Origin of the sequence: Micromonospora sp. WMMC273 (assembly GCF_027460285.1) — a bacterium.
GTDB lineage: Bacteria > Actinomycetota > Actinomycetes > Mycobacteriales > Micromonosporaceae > Micromonospora > Micromonospora aurantiaca.
The window spans coordinates 113802-132638 of the sequence record NZ_JAPZBE010000002.1; the positions used below are offsets into that span (position 1 = coordinate 113802).

General features: G+C 71.2%; 21 protein-coding genes. All 21 read right to left on the reverse strand.

Translation table 11 applies throughout. The features are described 5' to 3' along the window. Nucleotides 1-455 precede the first annotated feature (455 nt). Nucleotides 456-1421 carry a hypothetical protein gene (locus O7611_RS31595; RefSeq protein ID WP_269698250.1) on the reverse strand — a complete coding sequence of 322 codons (966 nt, stop codon included), beginning with the start codon at nt 1419-1421 and terminating at the stop codon, nt 456-458. Beyond that, the gene (locus O7611_RS31600) at nt 1418-2452 is read right to left on the reverse strand and encodes a hypothetical protein (protein WP_269698252.1); all 1035 of its coding nucleotides are present in this window, start codon (nt 2450-2452) and stop codon (nt 1418-1420) included. The genes O7611_RS31595 and O7611_RS31600 overlap by 4 nt, the downstream gene beginning before the upstream one ends. Continuing rightward, nucleotides 2442-3755: a hypothetical protein gene (locus O7611_RS31605; protein ID WP_269698254.1), complete on the reverse strand. Its 1314-nt coding sequence runs from the start codon at nt 3753-3755 to the stop codon at nt 2442-2444. The genes O7611_RS31600 and O7611_RS31605 overlap by 11 nt, the downstream gene beginning before the upstream one ends. A 379-nt stretch (nt 3756-4134) precedes the next feature. Beyond that, nucleotides 4135-4497, reverse strand: coding sequence for a hypothetical protein (locus O7611_RS31610; RefSeq protein ID WP_269698255.1), 363 nt, complete (start codon nt 4495-4497; stop codon nt 4135-4137). 409 nt (nt 4498-4906) lie between these two features. Beyond that, nucleotides 4907-5806 carry a JmjC domain-containing protein gene (locus O7611_RS31615; RefSeq protein ID WP_269698277.1) on the reverse strand — a complete coding sequence of 300 codons (900 nt, stop codon included), beginning with the start codon at nt 5804-5806 and terminating at the stop codon, nt 4907-4909. 20 nt (nt 5807-5826) lie between these two features. Further along, nucleotides 5827-6258 carry a hypothetical protein gene (locus O7611_RS31620; RefSeq protein ID WP_269698278.1) on the reverse strand — a complete coding sequence of 144 codons (432 nt, stop codon included), beginning with the start codon at nt 6256-6258 and terminating at the stop codon, nt 5827-5829. A gap of 98 nt (nt 6259-6356) precedes the next feature. Beyond that, on the reverse strand, nt 6357-6983 hold the full coding sequence (locus O7611_RS31625; protein WP_269698279.1) for a hypothetical protein: 627 nt from the start codon (nt 6981-6983) through the stop codon (nt 6357-6359). 316 nt (nt 6984-7299) lie between these two features. Further along, nucleotides 7300-8490: a helix-turn-helix domain-containing protein gene (locus O7611_RS31630; protein WP_269698280.1), complete on the reverse strand. Its 1191-nt coding sequence runs from the start codon at nt 8488-8490 to the stop codon at nt 7300-7302. A gap of 112 nt (nt 8491-8602) precedes the next feature. Continuing rightward, nucleotides 8603-9076 (reverse strand): hypothetical protein, encoded by a 474-nt coding sequence (locus O7611_RS31635; protein ID WP_269698281.1) that lies wholly within the window; start codon nt 9074-9076, stop codon nt 8603-8605. Nucleotides 9077-9212: 136 nt separating this feature from the next. Continuing rightward, entirely contained in the window at nt 9213-9422 is a 210-nt protein-coding gene (locus tag O7611_RS31640) for a hypothetical protein (RefSeq protein WP_269698282.1), read from the reverse strand. Further along, nucleotides 9419-9829, reverse strand: a complete 411-nt coding sequence (locus O7611_RS31645) for a hypothetical protein (RefSeq protein WP_269698283.1) — start codon at nt 9827-9829, stop codon at nt 9419-9421. The genes O7611_RS31640 and O7611_RS31645 overlap by 4 nt, the downstream gene beginning before the upstream one ends. A gap of 124 nt (nt 9830-9953) precedes the next feature. Then, nucleotides 9954-10412, reverse strand: a complete 459-nt coding sequence (locus O7611_RS31650) for a hypothetical protein (protein WP_269698284.1) — start codon at nt 10410-10412, stop codon at nt 9954-9956. Between the two features lie 158 nt (nt 10413-10570). Continuing rightward, nucleotides 10571-11170, reverse strand: coding sequence for a hypothetical protein (locus O7611_RS31655; RefSeq protein ID WP_269698285.1), 600 nt, complete (start codon nt 11168-11170; stop codon nt 10571-10573). Between the two features lie 88 nt (nt 11171-11258). After that, nucleotides 11259-11546: a hypothetical protein gene (locus O7611_RS31660; protein ID WP_269698286.1), complete on the reverse strand. Its 288-nt coding sequence runs from the start codon at nt 11544-11546 to the stop codon at nt 11259-11261. Beyond that, entirely contained in the window at nt 11546-11749 is a 204-nt protein-coding gene (locus O7611_RS31665) for a hypothetical protein (RefSeq protein ID WP_269698287.1), read from the reverse strand. The genes O7611_RS31660 and O7611_RS31665 overlap by 1 nt, the downstream gene beginning before the upstream one ends. A 132-nt stretch (nt 11750-11881) precedes the next feature. Next, complete coding sequence (locus tag O7611_RS31670; protein ID WP_269698288.1) at nt 11882-12187, reverse strand: hypothetical protein; 306 nt, start codon at nt 12185-12187, stop codon at nt 11882-11884. A gap of 107 nt (nt 12188-12294) precedes the next feature. After that, the gene (locus tag O7611_RS31675; RefSeq protein WP_269698289.1) at nt 12295-12747 is read right to left on the reverse strand and encodes a hypothetical protein; all 453 of its coding nucleotides are present in this window, start codon (nt 12745-12747) and stop codon (nt 12295-12297) included. Between the two features lie 110 nt (nt 12748-12857). Continuing rightward, nucleotides 12858-13994 carry a hypothetical protein gene (locus O7611_RS31680; RefSeq protein WP_269698290.1) on the reverse strand — a complete coding sequence of 379 codons (1137 nt, stop codon included), beginning with the start codon at nt 13992-13994 and terminating at the stop codon, nt 12858-12860. Nucleotides 13995-14531: 537 nt separating this feature from the next. Then, nucleotides 14532-15449: a glycine-rich domain-containing protein gene (locus O7611_RS31685; RefSeq protein WP_442929402.1), complete on the reverse strand. Its 918-nt coding sequence runs from the start codon at nt 15447-15449 to the stop codon at nt 14532-14534. Between the two features lie 2 nt (nt 15450-15451). Next, nucleotides 15452-16534, reverse strand: a complete 1083-nt coding sequence (locus O7611_RS31690; protein WP_269698292.1) for a hypothetical protein — start codon at nt 16532-16534, stop codon at nt 15452-15454. Then, a partial coding sequence (locus O7611_RS31695; protein ID WP_269698385.1) for a hypothetical protein occupies nt 16524-18837 on the reverse strand: 2314 nt, incomplete at its 5' end. The genes O7611_RS31690 and O7611_RS31695, both read right to left, overlap by 11 nt.

Below are 18837 nucleotides of genomic sequence, written 5' to 3' on the forward strand. Positions count from 1 at the left end.
CCCTTCCGTCTCTGAGACGGCGCAGGCCGGGAAACCATGTTGGGTCCGACGGAGGGTAATATCGCGCGCCCAGCGCCCGTCCGGTAGACTCACCACTTGCCCAGCGCCGTCCAGGGACTTTGCGTCTTGGTCAGGGGTTGAGTGGAGATGGGATCTGTTGATCGTGCTCCGTAAACACTGCTTGATCAGGCTGCCAGGCCTGTCAGCACCACCTCCATAACCTCATATGGCGCGGTCGGCCCCTGATCCCCCTCGGATCGGGGGCCGACTCTTTTTCACGTTCCGGTCGAGTAAGCGCAACATCTTAGCCGCGACCTCGTGACCGGCATCACCTTATGCCGTACCGGCCGGTTCCGCGCACACCAGGTAGCCCGATAAGGACCCGTGTCACACCGAACCGGACACGGGCGGGGGCCGGCCCGCCGCCGTCGACGCGCCGGCCCCCGCCTGGCCGGTCACCCCTCCTTGGCCTGCTCGATCTGCTCCTCGTAGGAGCACAACCCGGCGGCGATCAGCTCGACCGCGGCACCGATCACCGCCACCGCCACCATCCGTCTCGGGTCCGGCACCTCCCGCTCAGCCATGACCGTCTGGCCGTGCACGAGGATCCGACCGGCCATCTCCGGCTCGTCGTGGTGGAAGGCGTGCACCATCCGGAACACCCAGCAGTTCGCCAGTTCGACTCGTGAGCGTTGCCGGTCGGCGCTCAGGTCCGACCAGTCGAGCAGGGCCGGCGGTCCGTCACCGTCGCTCTCAGGCCGGGAAACGGTCACCAGCACGTCATGGGCGCTGATGCTGGCCAGGGTCCGGGCCGCGAGAGTCGCCCGCGCCTCGACCCGCTCGACCGGCTCCTCCCGCATCCCGGCGATCATCTGATCCACCTCGGACATCTGCCGCCGGGCGACCGCCAGCGTCAGGTCCACCAGCGACGGCGCCGCCTCGTAGAGCCGGGGATGGCGGGCCGACAACCCGAACAGGTGCACCACCCGGAACACCCGCGCGTCGATGTCCTCCTGCCCCAGCGCCACCGTCAGCGTCTGCCCCAGCGACGACACGAACTGCCACCGCTGCTCGTCGGGCAGCTCGCCCGCCGCCGCGAGCCCGGCGCTGACCATGTCCCCGTCGCCGAACACCGCCGCCCGGATCACCGTCGTCAGCACCCGCAACCACGGCTCGTCGCGGCCGTGCGGGGACGGCACCGCCGCCAGCCCGGCCGCCGCCTGCTCCGGGGTGGTGCCCGGCGGGGTCATCAGCCGGCCGAACATCGCCGCCCAGGTGTACAGCATCGGCCCGAGCCACCGCTGGTCGACCATGTGGATCAGCACGTGCCCGAGCGCCGCCGTGTCCTCCTCGGTGATGGCGATCAGCCCGTCCGTGGACAGGTCGATGAACTGCCACGGGTCGTTGTGCTCCACGCTCACGGCTTTCCCTCCCCCGGCTGCGGCACCCGGCTGACCACCTTGATGTCCACAGCACCTCGCTTCTTCTTCTTCGGCACCGGCTCGCCCAGATCCACCAACCGCTGCTCAGCCGCAGCCCGGTCGGTCTCCTCGATGTCGCGTTTGCGGCCGTAGCGGTACGGGCCGTACGTGCCGTACGCCGCGCGGTTCAACCGCGCCAGCGCCCACTTCTTGTCGGCCTCGGCCTGCGACGCCCGCGCGCGGGCGTCGTCGTAGTCGGCCAGCGCCGCGATGATCTCCGGGTCCGTCGACACCGCCTGCGGCCCGACCACCGACGGCTCGGCGTCCGGCCCCCAGCACCGCTTCAGCCACGGGCACTCGTCGCAGGACAGCGACAGCCCCGGCCCCCGCTCGTCGCGCGGCGCGCGGTCCGGGTCGGCCGACAACGCCCGCAGCAGCGTCACCCGGTCGATCACCTCCAACGCCAGCGCGTTGGTGAACGGCTCGACCACCACCTCCTCCGCGCCCGACGCGCGGTCCATGTAGAGGTACGCCACCCACCGCACCGGCCGGCCCATCTGCAGCCGCGCCAACGCGTACGACGACACCTGCACCCGGTTGTGGTAGAACGGCCGCCACAGCCGGCGGACCGCCGCCAACCGGTGCTCCCCGACCGTCTTGAGGTCCACCACCCCGTCCAGGTCGTCCAGGTCGATCGACCCGACCAGCTCCAGCCCGGCCGCCCGCAGCCGCACCTTCGACTCCACCCGCGACCCGGGCAACTGCTCGGACAGCCGGGGCAGCAGCCCGGCGTGTTCCCAGGTGCCGAGGTTCGCCTGGCGGGCCTCCCGCACCGGCGGCCGGTCACTGACCGGCGTTTTCGCCAGGGCGTACGCCGCCCGGCGGGTGCAGGTGCCGACGCTGGACAGCCCGAGGTGGTGCGGGTCGCGTTCCCGCGACGCGGTCTCGGCGCGGAACGCCCGCCCCATCGCGGTCCGGAGCCGGTGCTCGACCGTGGCCAGCTCCTCGACCGTGATCACGTCACCCGACATGACCGGTGCAGTCCTTCCGGTGCTGGCCGGAGGCGAGCACGGCGGCGGCGTCGCAGCCGCACGGCAGCAGCCCGGAGGTACCGGCCGCCGCGTCGATCACCGGATGCGGTTCCTCGAGCGGTCCCCGGGTACGGGACCGGGCCGGGGTGCCGGTGCTCTTCTTCGCGCCGGTGGTCTTCTTCGCCGCCGTGGTGGTCTTCTTCGCCGCGGTGGTGGACTTCGCCGGCGTCTTCTTCGCCGCCGTGGTGGTGGTCTTCTTCGCCGCGGTGGTCTTCTTCGCCGTGGTGCTCTTCTTCGCGGCTGTCTTCCCGCGAACGGCGGCCGTCGTCTCCCGTTCGACTGCCGCCCGGGCGGCTGCGGCGGCCGCGGCTTCCTCCCGGGCCTGCGCCCGGTTGCCCTGGTTGAACAGCAGCTCGTTGACGGTGACCCGCACCTGCCCGACCACCCCGGCGTACCGGTGCAGCAGCCCCTCCTCCCCGGCCTGCCGCCACAGCTTGCGGATCTCGATCAGCGGACCGTTCGGGTCGAGCCTGCTCAGCAGCTCGGCGACGTCCGGCGCCGGCACCGGATGCCCGTCGGCGTCCAGCTCGACCCCGGACATGTCCGGCTCCAGGATGTCGTCCAACGGCGGTTCCCCGACGTCGGCGACCTCGTACATGCCGAGGGTGACCTCCGGGGCGTACCGGCGCACCAGGCGGGACATGCACCGCGCCCACAGCGAGTCCTCGGTGAACCGGGTCCACACCGCCGCCTTGTCGTCGCGGTTCAGCAGCCCGGTCGTCGCGGCTTCCAGAGCGGTGAACTGCGCGCCGCCGCCCGGCTTGCCGTCACCACGGCGGATCATCATCGACACGCTGGTGGGGGACACCTCCAGCGGGGTGACCTGGTGGCCGGCCCGGATGACCAGGGCGTGCATCAGCCGGGCCCGCATCCGGCTGCTGCCCTCCTCGTCGAAGAACACGTTGTCCCAGGCCACCGGCAGGTCCACGTCGAGGGCCTGCGCGACCTGCATGATGGCCAGGACGTCGGCGGGGTTGTCGCGGTAGCGGCGGGGCACGGCGAAGCGGGCCTTGGCCAGCGAGGCGGCCATGCGCAGCTGGTCGTCGAAGTTACGCGGGCCTTTGTAACGGCCCATGAGCGGCCGGAGCTGTGAGGGCCTGTGCTCACCCGGGATGAGGTCGGTCAACGGCTGACGGTCGACCTCGGCGGGCTGCTCGGGCGGTTCCGGCGCACCGTCAGCCGGCGGTGCGTTCTGGTCGGTGGGGTCGCTACGGTTGTCGTCGGGGGGACTGGCGATCGCCATGATCGTGGTGCTCCTGTCCGACGTGCCCCCGGCGAAGCCATCGAGATGCCTGCCAGCTATCGCTACACGGCCGACCCGGGGGTGCGTCATCTTGGTGAGGGTTGGAGAGCCAGCCGTGGCGCCTGGACAGCCCGCACGGCGCGCACCAGTGGCGCGCGTTGCGGTCGCCTCGTGGAGGCGAAACGACCGTCCGTGTATCGTGGGCTCAGGAGAACCCGCCTCGGCAGTGCGTATGCACGGTTGGTGCAGGAGATCCTTTCTCGGTTCCGCCCCGGGGACTCGGCATTGATGCATTCCAGGCTCTGCGCCGATCATCCCCGGGGCGAACTTTCTTCAAGCTCGCCCCTTCGCGGCTATCGTGCCGCGAGGCTGTGACAGGTCACCCCGTCTTGCGCGGGCGGCCCGGCGGCTTCATCTTCACCGCCTGTCCATCTGGCGTCATCCGCCCGGTCTGCATCGCCCAGCGCCGGATCGTCCCGGCCTTCCAGGTCGGCTTACCGGGGATGTCAGGTCCGTCTTCCTTCGGCAGCAGCTTCGGGTGAGGCGTCTCCTCGTTGGCGGTGGCGATGTTGTTGCGGTAGTCCTTCCGCCACGACTTCACCGTCTGGTACTCGACACCGAGCATCTTCGCGATGCCCGGCATGTCGACCAACGTCTCATCGTTGATCAACTGCTGTCGCTTCCGTTCGAGAGCACGGCCGGTCAACGGCTTGCTCTCCTTGTCAGAGGCAGTGGCCATCACGGCGCACCTCCTGTTCTTGGGGGGACGAGAGGGCCAGCCTCGGCCGTGCGCTTGGCGTTCGGGGTGTCCGCCGGCAGGAAGCCGGTGGCGGCGCCCTCGGTGAGAGCGGCGGTCTGAGCGGTGTTCGGGGTCTGCGCCTTGGCGGCCATCTCGGTTCCTCTTTCGGTCGGGGCCTTCCAGGTGGCCCGCTGTTCCTGACACCCAAGACATTACCGACTGGCGCAGAAGTAGTCAACCTCGGGGGGGTGTTTTTCGGTGGGGAGGTGCATCATCCCTGGTCTATGGCCGAAAAAAGTTTGGGGAGGTGACGGCCGCTGTACCCCCTGGCGTCGGCCATCACCTCCCCGGCAACCGGAACCCTCACCCAGACCGGCTGCCCCCGCGACGGTTCACCCGCCGTCGCGGAGCCTCAGATGGTGAACTCCTTATCCCTCAACGCCCGCTCGCGCAGCGAACCCGCCAGCACGTCCATGTCCAGCCCCTGCAGATAGGCCACCAGCTCGTCCCGCGCCGCCCCGGCCGCCGCCGCCAGCTCCGGCCCGAGCACCGTCTCCGGCGCCAGCACCCGCCGCAGCCCCGGCACCCCGATGGCGTCCTTGACCATCTCGTCCACCGCCCAGTACGGCGTCCGCTCCCGGATCGCGAACGTCAGGTGCACCGACATGTCGTCCTCGACGTTGTGCGGGTTGTGGATCCACCCCCGCGGCATCCACATCGCCTGCCCCGGCTCCAGGTCGATCACCTGATGCGGGCCGGCGTTCAGGCACTCCTTCAACGTCTCCGGCGTCCACACCTTGAACGACAGCAGGTGCTCGCGCATCGGCCCGTCCACGATCGGGCGCCACAGCTCCCACCGCTTCGTGCCGGAGATCTGCACCACCAACGCGACCTGCTGGTCCCAGTGCCAGTTGAGGCCCTGCTTCCCGCCCGGGGTGAAGAAGGCGTGCACGTAGTTGGAGAAGCCGGTCTCGGACTGGATGCCCCGGGTCAGGTCGGCGAAGTACGGGAAGATCCGCTGGATGTTGCCCAGCCGCAGCGTGAAACCGGCGTCGAGCAAGTTCATCAGCCGCTCGCCGGCGACGTGTCCGTTGCCGTCGAGGAACGCCTGCTGAGTCAGCGACAGCCCGTCGCGGACAGCGGCGATCTCCTTGACCGGCAGGCAGCCGTTGCGCACGTAGCGCATCAGCCACTCGGCGGTGATCGCCTGATCGAACTCGGTCGGCTCGCGGTCGTCGAACACCACCAGGTCGTCCGGCCAGTCCTTCAACAGACGGTCGGCGTGGTCCGGCAGCAGCAGTCGCAGTGACATGAGGGCCCCTCCTCGGGGGGTTAGCGCGGTGGCATCGGGCAGGGCACGCCCGGGAAGAAGACGGGTTGCGGGCAGCAGACGATCGAGAACGCCACGAACAGGAAGCTCGGGTTGTAGTAACCGGCGCTAATGTCGCTGCCCCGCAGCAGGTGACCGCGGTCGAGCGGGAGCGCGGTCTCGATCGGCAGGACGTCACCGCCCGGAGGGTTGGACCGCCACACCTGCTCGTACCAGGCCAACGCGTCGTCCACGTCGGTCCAGGTGCGGTCGCGGGACGCCTGCCTCGGCCGCAGCAGCCACGCTCCGGTCTGCGTCGGAGTCATCGTGTTCGCCAGGAACAGGCGGTGCTGGTCGGGGTCTTTCGACGGCCGGCGCGGGCCCTCCTTGGCGAACTCCGCAGCAGGCCCGATCCACGGCCCGTACCCGTGCCAGTGCCCCGTCCAGCCTTCCACCCTGCTCCTCCTGACGCCGCCCGGAGGGCCGCCCCCCACCCCGCACAGGGCGGGAGGCGACCCGATGACCGCTGGTGTGTGTAGCAGCCGGCGGTCGGTCAGGCGGGGAACTCGGCCGGGAACTTCATGCCGAGGTTCTCCATCTCGGCCCGGTCGAAGCGCAGGCCCGGACGCTCCGGGGCCTTGCTGTCGGTGACCTCGTACACCCCCGGCTGGATCTCCCGCACGACGGCGCAGGACTCGTTGTCGGAGGTGAGGTTGCCGCCGCACAGCTTGACGCCGGGCTTCGCGGTGGGGGCCACGTCGAGCGCGTACAGGTCCATGGGGACCTCCTCTGTTCCATGCTGCTGCGGGGAGTCGGTCCCCGCGCCGTGGTTCACCCGGGCCGACCTCGGGTCCCGGTCCGGGTGCTCAGGGGCCGCGGCAGGCCGGACGGCAGGGCGGGTCCACGCGACGAACAGCTCGTGCAGCTCGTCGACGAGGAGCGTGCCCGCCTCAGCGGCGGCGTGCGGCAGGTGCGCGACGACGAACAGCGCGAGGGCTGTCGGGTCGTCGGCGAAGTGGTCGCCCAGCTCGACCCGCGCGACCGGGCAGGGCCACGGCCCGCAGTCGTGGTCGCAGGTCCACGAGGGCCGGGCGTACCAGTGGGTGACGCCGTCCGGCCGGGGCGGCAGCGGCGCCAGACGTCCCGGCTCCGGCAGCGGGTTGGGGAACGTCGTGCTCACGGCCGGCTCCCGGCCGGGTGGTTCGCTCGCCGCATGTCCCTCTCCTCACCGGAGGCGGGTACGGCGGCGGTTGTCCAGGGTGGCCACCGCCGTACCTCAATCCCGAGACGCGGCGCTCGCGGCGCTGGGCTGGCGGGGCTGCGCGCGTCTGCTGGACCCGGACCGGGCGGTCTGAGAGCCACGGGGGCGGCCCTCAGACCCGGTCCTGGGGCGACGCGCCAACCTAACGGGCGTCAAGGTGGCGCGTCGCTGTGAGTGACGGTATGGGGGTGTCCACCTCGGAATATCGCCAAAAGTAATACCGCGATTCCGCAGGTCAGAGCGGGTGCAGCCCCAACTTTCGGGCCATATCGGACAGCTCGCCGGCGACGGCACGCCGCTTCGCCCGAGCGATCAACGACGCCGTCAGATCCCGGGTCGCGGGGGAGAACCGGAAGTGCTGCGGCGCCGACCGCTCGGCCTTCGCCAAGGCGCCCATCGCCTCCCGGTCCTTACCCAACGCGGCCAGCGCGCGGGCCTGATCAGTCCAGAAGTAGACGTGCCGGTTCGGCACCGGCATCTTGCTCATGTCCACCCGGGCGGCCGACTCCAACGCCGCCCCCGCCTCACCCAGCTCGGCGTTGATGGTGATCCGCCAGATGGCCACCTGCGTCGGCCCGAACCAGTTGCCGTTCCAGCCGGCGGTGAGGTCGGTACGCCGCTGCGGCTCACCGACCGACCGGGCCACCTGCTCGGCCTCGTCCAGATGCGCGTACGCCTGGCCGGCCTGGTTCGCCACCGCCGACTCCAACGCCGCCAGCAGATGCAGACACCCGTACACCTCGCGCGCGCCCCGGCCCTTCGCCGTGTCCAGCTCGTCGGCGGCGCGTACCGCCATCCGGTGACCGACCACGGCGGACTCCTGCGGGAACGCCTGCACCAGGTTGTACGCGGCCTGCCCGATCCACGCCGGGTCGCCGTAGTCCCGGGCCACCGTCACCGCCACCTCGGCCGCTTCCCGCGACAGGTCCATATGTCCCATCGTGCGCAGCGTGAACCGGGTGGTGAACAGCGTCTCGACCATCTCCCCGCCGAGGTCCATGCCGTGGCCCGCGAGGTCCATCAGCAGGTCCGGCAGCAGCGGCGCGATAGCCCCGTAGTCGGCGGCGTTACGCAGGTCGGTGGCATGGCTGACAGCGGCCCGCACGGCGGTCGCGTCACGCCGCGGTGGCCGCCGCTCGCCGTACGCCAGCTCTATCAACGTGTCCCGGATCGCGGGCACGTACGCCACCGCCCGGTCCCGCACCGGGTCCGCGTCGGTGGCGGGCTGCCCGAGCAGCTGCGGCACGGTGATGTTCAACGCCTGCGCGATCGCCACCTGGGTGCTCTTGCGGTCCAGCGGTTTCTGGCCGGACTCGATCTGCGAGACGTAGCCCTGCGACAGGCCGGCCAGGTCGGCGAGGGTCCGTTGGGACATGCCGCCCCGACGCCTGCGCCACTGCTTCATCCGGTCGCCTACGGTGTCCACGGTGCACCTCTCTCGGCTGGGTGGGGTATTCCAGGTACCCGTCTCGACGGTACCGCGCACACGCGCAGCGCCCCCGACACCGGGGGGTGTCGGGGGCCTGATCCGTCCCGGGTCAGCCGGGCAGCACCTCATCGAGCTGGCGGCGGGCCCGCTCGGCGAGCACCTGCTCCACCGACCGGAACTGGTTGGCGTTGCGGGCCGCGGTGGTCGGGGTGAAGTCGTGCATGATCCACGGCCGGGCCTCGGCCGGAAGGAACCCGCGCAGGGCCCAGCGGGCGGCGTGGTCCGGGGTGAGCCCGAAGGCGTAGAACTGCTCGGCGATCTCCCGGCCGGTCAACTGGTGCGTCTTCTGCCGGTACTCCCGGAGCCAGGCCAGCGGCATCCGGCCGTCGCGGCGCAGCAGCCGCAGCAGCGGCTTGGCCAGGCAGCCGCAGTCCCACTGGACGTCGACCCGCTTGCCCCGGCTGCTGTCGAACGGCTTGCTGACGACCTTGCCCTTGCGGTGCCGGTCGCCGCAGGCGTCCCGGTAGGACGGGACGGGCATGTCGTGGGCGACTCGCATACCAACGCGGGGGGTGAGGATCATGACCGGCTCCTTCTCGGTTCGTCCGTTCGGCGGGGCTTCCAGGCGGCCCGCCCTGACACCCATGACGTTACCGCCTCCCCATGAAATAGACAACCCCCGGGGGGTGATTTCCTCCCGGGGGTTGTCTCGGCTCCGGCTACCGCCGCTGCGGGTCGCGGCACCGGCCCGGCGGGCAGCTCACCTCGGCCTTCCGCTCGTCGTAGACGAAGCAGCACTCACCCATGATCAGCTCGCAGAACACACAGTCACCCGACGCGACCTGCGAGAAGTCGCCCAGCTCCTGCCCGCACACCCCGCAGACCCACACGAGTTCACCGCTCGCGTCCGCCCCGACGGCGCCGGTCACCACTCGCACCGGTCATGCACGGCGATCGCCGCGTACCGGTGGCCCAGCAGCGAGGAGAACCGCGAGTCGGTCACCCACGCGAAGTTGCTGCCGAACATCCACCGGCTCAGGTGCATCCGCAGCGTCCGGCCGTCGAGGTCGGCCGGGATCAGCGACAGCACCTCACCGCCGATCCACCGCCTCTGCAGCAGCACGGCCGGGGCGTCCGCAGTGGCGGCCCGGTGCTGGCACGCGACCGGCAGCGGCTCGACCACCAGCTCCCGCGACAGGTCGGTCCGGTTGATGATCCCGACCACCGTCAGCCGGTCGTACCGCGAGCTGATGCCGTTCATCGTGGCGTCGTGGCCGTCCGCCGGCCGGTAGACGCTCACCGTCAGGCCCTTGCGCACCTCGTCGTTCTCGGACATGCCGTACTCCGTTCTCGGTTCCGGGCGGGGCTTCCAGGTGCCCCGCCGCCCTGCTCGACGTTACCGCCTACCCGTGAAGTAGACAACCCCCGGGGGGTGAATTTCCGGGGGTTGCCGCCTCGTCTCAGTCCCGCTCGTACCGCAGCACCGTGCCCCACCGGACCTGCCCGCTCTCGTCCGGCTCACCGACCTGCGACCACTGCCCCGTCACCGTCCAGCCGAACACCCCGAGCACCGCGGCCACCTGCTCCCGCCACGGCCGGAACCACCCACCGCCCTCCGGCAACCGCAGCCGGAACAGATCCTGTCCCCGCGCCGAGCCGGTCACCTCCCGGCTGGCCGGGTCGAACACGGCGATCACCTCACCGGCCGGGATCGTGTCCGCCCGCCCGACCTCGTACCGCCCGAGCGCCGTCACCGCGTACCGCCCGTCGCCGTCCAGCCGCACCCGGCCGGCGGCGAGCAACTGCGCCACCAGCTCCGGCTTGAACAGGTCCAGATACCCCGGCCCGTTCGTGATCAGGTAGTGCACGGCCCGCTCCTCGGCCGCGGTTATCGGCGCCGTCTCGATCAGCTGAACCACGTATCCCCCTCCCTCACGCGGGTCCACCCCGGAACCCGCTTCCACTGCTCCACCACCGGTCATGGCTGGCTGTCCTTTCTCGACCCGGGGCCCGTCGTCCAGGGCTGGCCCCCTGACCACCCCTCGCGGCTGTCCTGCCGCGAGGGGCCGGCGGGGGGTCAGCTTTCGTCGTCGTACGGCACCCCGGACGCGGTCATCTGCGCGGCGACCTCCCGGGCTTCCTCCCACGACTCGGGGATGTGCCAGCCCTGCACGTCGCGCATCCACGCCTTCTCGGCGTCGTTGAGGTACGGCGCGCCGAGCCGGAGCCGGGCGACCCGCAGGTCCATCCGGTCGCACGGCGTGCAGCCCTCCACCCGCCGCACGCCGTGCTCGCACACCGGCAACGTCGTCAGGTAGTGGCCGACGAGACGGCCGATCAGCTCGTAGCGGTCACGCAGGACGGCCACCAGCTCGGGCACCGCCCGCAGCTCGGTCCAGCCCGGAGCGTCGAAGGCATGACGGCAGTCGACGTCGGCGACGGTGACCCGCAGCGTCGACACCGAGCGGTGCCCGACCGCCGAGGTGTACTCCAGATGCCGCAGGGCGTGGCGCGTCTCGTCGACCACGAGCACCGCCGCCAGGTGGCCCGGGTGCTCCAGGAGGGCGTACGGCTCGGACAGGTCGATACCGAACCGGCGGCGGACCAGCTCCAGCGCGTGCGTCACGTCGGTCAGGACGTACGGCCGGCCCGTGGCCGGGTTGATCGTGGGGGACATGGATGTCCTTTCTCGGTAGGGGCTGCTCCCAGGGCTGGCCCTCTGACCACCCCTCGCGGCAGGACAGCCGCGAGGGGTCGGCGGGGGGTCAGTCCTCGGCGACCAGCCGAGCAACATCCGGGTGCCTCGACACGAACGTCTTCGCCCTCACCCACTCGTTGGCCAGGGTCAGGTGCAGCGCGGTCAGGCACCGCCCGATCGCCTGGCCGGTGAACTCCGGCCGGTCGAGCAGGTAGGTGGTCACCCCGGCCAGATCGGCGCCGGGCTGCTGCACCGCGAGCACCACCAGACGGGCGAACAGCCGCCGCCGGTAGTCGACGTACGGGCCGGACGTCGGGACGCTCTCCGTGGACGTCAGGGCGGTCTCCGTGGCCATCACACCGTCACCCCGGCGAACGTCTCGGCCAGGACCTCGGCCGCCTGCTCCGGGTCGCGGTACCCCTGCGGGCTGCCCGGCACCGTCCACCGGCCGTCGCGACGGCTGATCCGGCCGATGAACTGCCCGGCGATCCGGACCTCACCGCGCTGCCTGCTGATCTGCACCGTCCCGAGTCCTTCCGCGAGTCTGATCGTGCGCATGGCTGGCTCCCTTCTCGGTGGCGAGCCGTTCCAGGCGACCCGCCGTTACCCCTTGAAGGTTACCGCCTACCCGTTAAATAGTCAACCCCCGGGGGGTGATTTACCGCCCCGGGGGTTGACAGGAAGCGCAGGTCAGACGGCCCGCTTGCCCGTCAGGATGGTGGTCGCCCGCGTCAGCAGCCGCCCGGCGATCTGCTCCATGGCCTTCAGGCCGTTGGTACGCGGGCTGTCGTCGTACCAGACCGAGGCGTCCTCGCTGGCCAGGTCCGTCCAGGTCAGCCCGGGGGTCAGCACCTCGACCACCGCGAACGACTGCGTCTTGTACGAGTCGCGCTTGATCCGGACCCGGACGGTGAAGCCCTCCGGCATCCGGCAGACGCGGGTGTAGGAGTAGTCGCCGGCAGTCCGGGTGACGTGCGCGAGGTCCAGAGTTTCCATGGCAGGGCAGTCCCTTCTCGGTGGCGAGGCGGGCCGTTCCAGGCGGCCCGCCCTGACACCCATGACGTTACCGACTCCCCCCGAAATAATCAACCACCGGGGGGTGATTATCTGGCGTTCGCCAACCGCCGCAACACCAGCACCAACAAGGCGTCCCGCTGCATCGGCGGCGCCTTCGCCATCAGCCGCTCCAACGGCGCGAGCGCGGCGTCCAGCTCCGACATCCGACCGGCGTTGCGCTCGGCCTGCCGCATCGACAGGTACGTCTCCGCCTCCCGGTGCCGCACCTCCAGCTCCAGGATCAGCGCGGTGTCCTCACCGCGGCCGATGAAGGTGACGCCCTCCTGCATCGACACCTTCTCGCCGCTGCGGCGCACGTGCACCTCGTACACACCACCGATCGACTTCCCGCCACCGATCACCGGGAACCACAGCTCGTCCTCGGCCGTCGCACCCGGCGGCACCCAGGCGTGCACCCGCCTGCCCTTGCTGGCCCGGCTCCCGCCGAACACCCACCGCTCGGGCTGGTAGCCCTGCCCGTCGTCGTTCTCGTCCGCCATCGCGGTCGTCCTTTCTCGGATACCCCGGGCCGGCCTTCCAGGTGGCCGGCCCGGTCAGGGGGGTGGTCCCCCGGAGCGTTCGGGTCACTCCGGGGGACCACAGAGGAAAGTCAGCTACCGGGCTGCTGCACGTCGAACATCTGCCGGGCCGCGAACGGCCTCCCGCCGTACGGCACCCGCCGGCCGTGCTGCTCGATGAAGATCCACCACCCGCCGGGCTTACGCCCTTCGGCGGGCTGCTTCTCCACGTCCACGACCCGCACCCACTCCGGCCCGAGCCGCCAGCCACGGCGGTTCGACAGCCGGACCGTCTGGCCCTTGGTCACCTCGACCACCCGGATCTGCGGCAGCTTCCGGCGCGCGGTGGCCGCCGTCCCGCTGCCGCGGTCGTACCGGGCGACCGCCTGCCTGCCGAGCGCCGTCACCGTGCACAGGACGTGGTCCGGGTCGTTGGCCTCATCCCATTCCAGCCAGCCGTTACGCCGACACACCTCGTAGGTGCCCGGCGGGTACGTCCGCCGCCGCACGGCCCGCGACAGCACCTCGCCGAGTAGCCGGTACTGGCTGACCGACGGACGGATGTACGGCTGCCGGTCCTCCCGCCACCGGTTGAGTGCTTCCGTCCCGGCCTCGGTCAGCAGGTACCAGTCGGCGGGGAAGCCCTGCCGGGACGCCCGCGCGGTCACCAGCCGGTACGCCCGGCAGACGCCCTCGGTGTTCCGGGCCCCCGGCCACTGTCCGGAGTACCCGTCCGGGCCGCCCCGCTCGACGGCCAGCAGCGCGGCGGCCACCGCGTCGGGCAGGTCGATCGGCAGCGCGAGCACGGCGGTGGCGACCGCTTCGCCCTCCACCGTGAGCTGCACGTATCCCGCCCAGTCCCGCGCCGGCAACGGCGCGCCGTCGCGGGAGCGGAAGGTGGCCCAGCCCCGGCGGGCCATCATCAGCCGCACCTGCCCGTTGATCCGGCTGGCCATCAGGCCCGGCCCGTCGAGGTGACCCTCGTCGCGGACCCGGATCATGTCGGCGGCCTGCGCCGGGTGCGGCAGCTCGCGGTCCAGATGCCGGTAGTCACCGTCGGTGAGCACCGTCTGGTAGACCTCGACGGCGGCCCGTGCGTACGCCTCCGGCGCCAGATCCTTCGGCACCGCGCGGCGAGCGCGGATGAGGCAGGCGTGCTCCTCGGCGGTCCTCGCGTCCCGCTGTAGGGCTTCCCACCGGGAGACGGCCGTCTCCACGTTCTCAGTCACAGTCGTCCTTTCTCCTGCCCGGACTTCCAGGCGTCCGTGGCGGTCAACTGTGACGGTACCCACTAACAGTGAAGTAGTCAACTTTCGGGGGGTGTTTACAAAGTGGTCTGACCTGTAGACCGTTACCCACTGTTGTCACAGACTCGTGACCTTTATGGCTCACTTAAGGGTGGACAGACGTTCCCCGCCTGCCGCTACGATTCGCGCTATGCCCCCCGGCTAGCCCGGCTCGGTCACCAACCAAGCCGGACGCGTGGCGACGGAGGGGGGCGGGCAGTGTGCTTGCCCAGCGCCCCCGCCCCCCGCCGTCGCCTACCCCCCTGAGAAAAGCCTCGGCGCACGCGGACCCCACCTCACGCCGGCGGGAGCGCAGACGACGCCATCGACACGCCACAATGGACAGTCACGGGCAGTCACCGCGCACCTCCCTCACAGCATTCCCACAGGTGGGCAACCGCGTTGCTTGGTAGTTGATATCGCTCCCGGGCCCCAAAACGTTACAGTGATCTTGCGTTAACACCCGCACACGCCCCGTCACTAGAAGTGGCAGTGGATGATCACCACACCATCCGCCCCCCGACCACCGGCCCGCGTCGTCGCCGCCGCGATCGCCCCCGCACCACCACCGCCGTACAGATAGCCCGCAGGCCCGGCACCACCGACCGACCCCGACGAGTTCCCGCCGCGTCCGAGCACCGAGTCACCGCCCGAGCCCCGGAACGTCTGCCGCCCGTCCAACGTCCGGTTGTAGTCACCGTGCCCGCCCATCACGTTCAGCACGTTGCCACCGGCCGCCGTGCCGCCGAGCCCCCGCGCACCGACCTGGTCGCCGGTGCCCGCCGTGTTCCCCGCACCGAACCCACCGCCGTTGGCCACCCAGAACGACCCGAACGACGTGTTCCCCCCGACCTGGCCCGGCGTCGCCCCGTTCGTCCCGCCGTTGCCACCCCGCCCGACCGTCACCACCACCGGCCCGGTCAGCAGATACCCCGGGATGATCGACTTGCAGTACCCGCCACCGCCGCCGCCACCGGCACAGCCGTTCGCCCCCGACGTCGACGACCCGGTCACCCCGCCGCCGCCACCGCCGCCGCCGACGCCCTCGACCTCGATGTACCGCAACCCAGCCGGCGGCAGCCACTCCACCGGCTGGGTCACATCGGTGAAGGGCTGCACCAGCGGAACCGACGTCGACGGCGCACCGACCCAACCCACGATGTGATGCCCCGACGGCGGGGTGACCAGCACCATCACCCGCGCCCCCGGCACCACCCGCCCGATCAGCGACGTCATCCGCACCGAGGTGGAGTCACCGTCCACCGTGCCCATCGTGCGACCCAGCCGGTCCGGCGGGTCGATCGTCGCCGGCCGCAACGCCCACGCCGTCTGCGACTGCATCCGCTCGAGGACCGCCCGCGCGAGCGCGATCGCCTGCTCCTCGTCGCCCCCCGGCATCGTCACAGCTCGTCTCCCGTCGTGCTCCCGTACGCCCGCCGCAGCGTGTGCCGCATCGGCCCGCCCACCGTCAACGTCATCTGCCACGCCGTCTCCAGCCACAGCAGCCCGTCCCACCGCACGACGTCATAGCCGTCATGGCGCGGGTCGGCCGGGGTGGTCAGCTCCACCCGCTCGTAGACGGCGTCCTGGATGCCCAGCGTCCGCGCGTAGATCCGCGCCTGCGTCACCGACGACACCTGCGCGTCGGTGACCTTCGGCCGCACGTACCCGACCTGCTGGATCGAATGCGGCGCCGACGATGGCACGTCGTAGGTGCCCACGATCGGCGCGGTCTGCTCCTCCCCGACAGCGTTCGACACCACCACGTACCGGTTCGGAGCCGTCAGCAGGTCATTCGACCGGGTGACCGACCCGGCCACCACCCGCGGTGAGGCGTCCAGATCGATCGTCGGCGGCCGGGCCGCCGGTTCGAACGCCCGCATCATCCTCAGCTGGTGGCGGTGGTTGAACCACGGCTTGAAGTAGCCCCCGAGGTTCGCCAGGTCGGCCAGCGCCGACGCCCGCGAGGTGCCCGCCGACCAGCCGTTGTCGGCGGTCTGGTCGGTGGCGTCGATCTGCACATCACCGATCGGCAGCCCGTCCAGCAGCGCGTACGCCGCCTGGTCGACGGCCCTCCCGCCGGCGTTGAACCCGGCGTCCAGCTCCTGGTCGACCACGAACATCTCGTCGTACAAGGTGATCGGCGCGGTCGTCCCGCCGGAGGTCTCCAGGCTGGTCGCGTCCGCCACCATGTACCGCCCGAGCGGCCTCTCCTCCCGCCGCCGTCCGGTCACCGTCACCATCGACAGCTCGACCCGGTCCCGCAGCGGGTTGATCAACCCGGCATCGACGGCCCCGAGCGTCACCTGCGACACCCGCCGGCTGATCGTCGAGGTGGTGTCATGCGACAGCTGCGGGCTGGTGTCCCGCAACGGATGCAGCTCCCCCCGCACCACACCGGTCACCCCGTCGAGCAGCCGCCACCGGAACGTGCCCGACCGCTGACCGACGTACCGCGGCAGGTCGAAGTCGTCAGGCGGCACAGATCCCCCTCCCCGAAACGGTCCACACGTTGCCCTGCCCGTCGGTGAACGAGGTCGTCCCGCCTGGCTGGCCGCCGAAGTCCGGGCTGGCGATCAACGGCCCGTTGATGCCGTCGCGGATCTCCACCCGCCCGACCGTCACCGCACCGGCCGCGAGGATCTGCACCGGAGCGCTCGACGGCTGGAACGGCGCGACCGGCCCCGACAGCGTCGTCACCGACGTCCACGCCACCCCGTCCGTCGACACCCACCACGTTCCCTGCGACTGACCACCGCCGGACGGGTTCACCGAGTCGTACGTCCACCGCAACCACATCTGCCGGTTACGGACCGCCCCGATCCCGGAGGTCTGCACGCACTCGTAGTAGAAGTCGCCGTTGGACATGTCGATGCAGGAGGTCACCTCGTCGGCGTCGACCGACCAGTACCGCGCCGGGTCCACCGCCGGGTCCGCGATCTGCGCCACCGCGACCTGCCACGTCTCGCCCGACGGCCGCAGCAACATCCGCACGTCGATGTCCGCCGGAGTCGTCCGGACCGCGAACTCGTCGTAGAACACCGTCACCGGCTGGGCGTTGGTGTTCCCCGACGCCAGCAGCGACCGGGTACCCCACCAGCCCGGGTTCCGCAGCTCCGTCGCCGTGGCGGTCAAGGTCGGGTTGACCGGCCTGCTGCCCGTCGACGGCCACGCCCAGCCCATCAGCCGGTCCGCGCGCACGTCCAGCTCCAGGTTCAGCACCGTGGCGGTGGTGTACCCACCCGCGATCGTCTGCGACGCGAGCTGGGTGTCCACCCCACCGACCCGCTTGACCAGCTGCACCGACAACTGGCCGCTGGTGCCGAAGTTGGCCTGCAAGCGGTACATCGACACCATCGTCTCGGAGGCGCGGGCGATCACCGCCGCCCCGATCGGCGCGCCGGTCGCCAGCGCGCTCACCCCGACCTGAGCCCGGATCCGCCCGTCCACCCACAGCTCGTTGAGGTACGACGTGACCGCCGTGCCGATCGCGGCGAGGGAGTGGGTACCGCGGCTGCCGTTGACGGCCAGCTGCGCCGGGGCCGGCGAGTCCCACGGCATCCCCTGCGCCGTCGACCCCCACCCACCGGCCACCGTGCGGGTGAACGAGTCCGACGCCACCAGCAGCCCGGACAGCCGCTCCGGCGCCGCCGTCTGCGCCACCACCTGATCGATGTTCCCGACCACGGCCAGGCCCTCGCACGGCGCGGGCCGGTCGACCGGCGCGGGCACGTCGGTCACCTGCACCACCGTCACCCGCGCCAGCTCCAGATGGCCGCGTGACGGCACCCGCTGGACCGTCGCGGAGGGGACCAGGATCGTGGCCAGCCACCGGTTGTCCAGCTCGTCCCGCACACACACGTACGGCAGCGCGTCCCAGGCCAGATCCCGCAGCCCGGTGAACCCCCGATCGAGGGTCTGTGTCGGAACCCCGACAGAGTTGACCATCAGGGTGCGGGTGAACTCGACGCCCACCCGCTCGGTCGGCCGGAACGCCACCTGGAAGTCCCGCCCGTACATCTGCTGCAGGTCGGTCTGCCCGCCCTCCGGGAACGTGAACTCCTCCGGCTCGCCCCGGCTGGTGACGTTGACGTACGCGAGGTTGCCGTCCGGGTTGTGGTTGGAGGTGAAGATCAGCACCCCGACGTCCACGCGGGTGCCGGTCACTCCCGGCGCGGCGACCGTCGCCGGCACGGTCGCCGTCCACGGCCCCGGGATACCCGCGGCGTGCACCATCCGGACCCGGTACAACGACTGCACCCCGACCCGGGCCTCGTAGTCGTCCATGGTGGTCACCATCGGGGAGGACAGCGTGCCGATCGTCTCCCACACCTCGGCGGGCATGGTGGTGTCCCGCCGCTGCACCTCGTAGTAGCCCCACCCGGCCACCACCGGGCTGTTGATCGCATCCCACGAGATCCGGTGGAACCGGATACCGGTCGGGATCGCGTCGGCCGGGAGCGGACAGCCGGGGTCGACCACCGTCAGCGGCTGGATCTGCGGAGTCACCGTCAGCCCGGTCACCGTGTCCATCTCGCGGGCGAACGCGACCGCCATGTCCGCGCCCTGGTCGGCGACGCCGTCGATGGTGGCGTAGTCGAGGTTCCCGCCGAACCCGGCCACGTTGTTGCCCGCCGCCGGGCTGTACCCGAACGGGTTGTCGTCCGCGCCGAGGATCTGCCACGGCGCCTGGTCGTCGGCGGCGGACACGAACCGCCAGGTGATCCGCTTGTTCGCGTCAGCCGGCGAGATCACCAACGGCGTCGGCAGCCGCAACGTCACCTCC

Bases quoted from the DNA above. Each gene is read 5' to 3' on its own strand.
- O7611_RS31600 (WP_269698252.1), bottom strand. From the start codon at position 2,452: ATGTCGGGTGACGTGATCACGGTCGAGGAGCTGGCCACGGTCGAGCAC.
- O7611_RS31605 (WP_269698254.1), bottom strand. From the start codon at position 3,755: ATGGCGATCGCCAGTCCCCCCGACGACAACCGTAGCGACCCCACCGAC.
- O7611_RS31615 (WP_269698277.1), bottom strand. From the start codon at position 5,806: ATGTCACTGCGACTGCTGCTGCCGGACCACGCCGACCGTCTGTTGAAG.
- O7611_RS31635 (WP_269698281.1), bottom strand. From the start codon at position 9,076: ATGATCCTCACCCCCCGCGTTGGTATGCGAGTCGCCCACGACATGCCC.
- O7611_RS31645 (WP_269698283.1), bottom strand. From the start codon at position 9,829: ATGTCCGAGAACGACGAGGTGCGCAAGGGCCTGACGGTGAGCGTCTAC.
- O7611_RS31655 (WP_269698285.1), bottom strand. From the start codon at position 11,170: ATGTCCCCCACGATCAACCCGGCCACGGGCCGGCCGTACGTCCTGACC.
- O7611_RS31660 (WP_269698286.1), bottom strand. From the start codon at position 11,546: ATGGCCACGGAGACCGCCCTGACGTCCACGGAGAGCGTCCCGACGTCC.
- O7611_RS31665 (WP_269698287.1), bottom strand. From the start codon at position 11,749: ATGCGCACGATCAGACTCGCGGAAGGACTCGGGACGGTGCAGATCAGC.
- O7611_RS31670 (WP_269698288.1), bottom strand. From the start codon at position 12,187: ATGGAAACTCTGGACCTCGCGCACGTCACCCGGACTGCCGGCGACTAC.
- O7611_RS31675 (WP_269698289.1), bottom strand. From the start codon at position 12,747: ATGGCGGACGAGAACGACGACGGGCAGGGCTACCAGCCCGAGCGGTGG.
- O7611_RS31685 (WP_442929402.1), bottom strand. From the start codon at position 15,449: ATGCCGGGGGGCGACGAGGAGCAGGCGATCGCGCTCGCGCGGGCGGTC.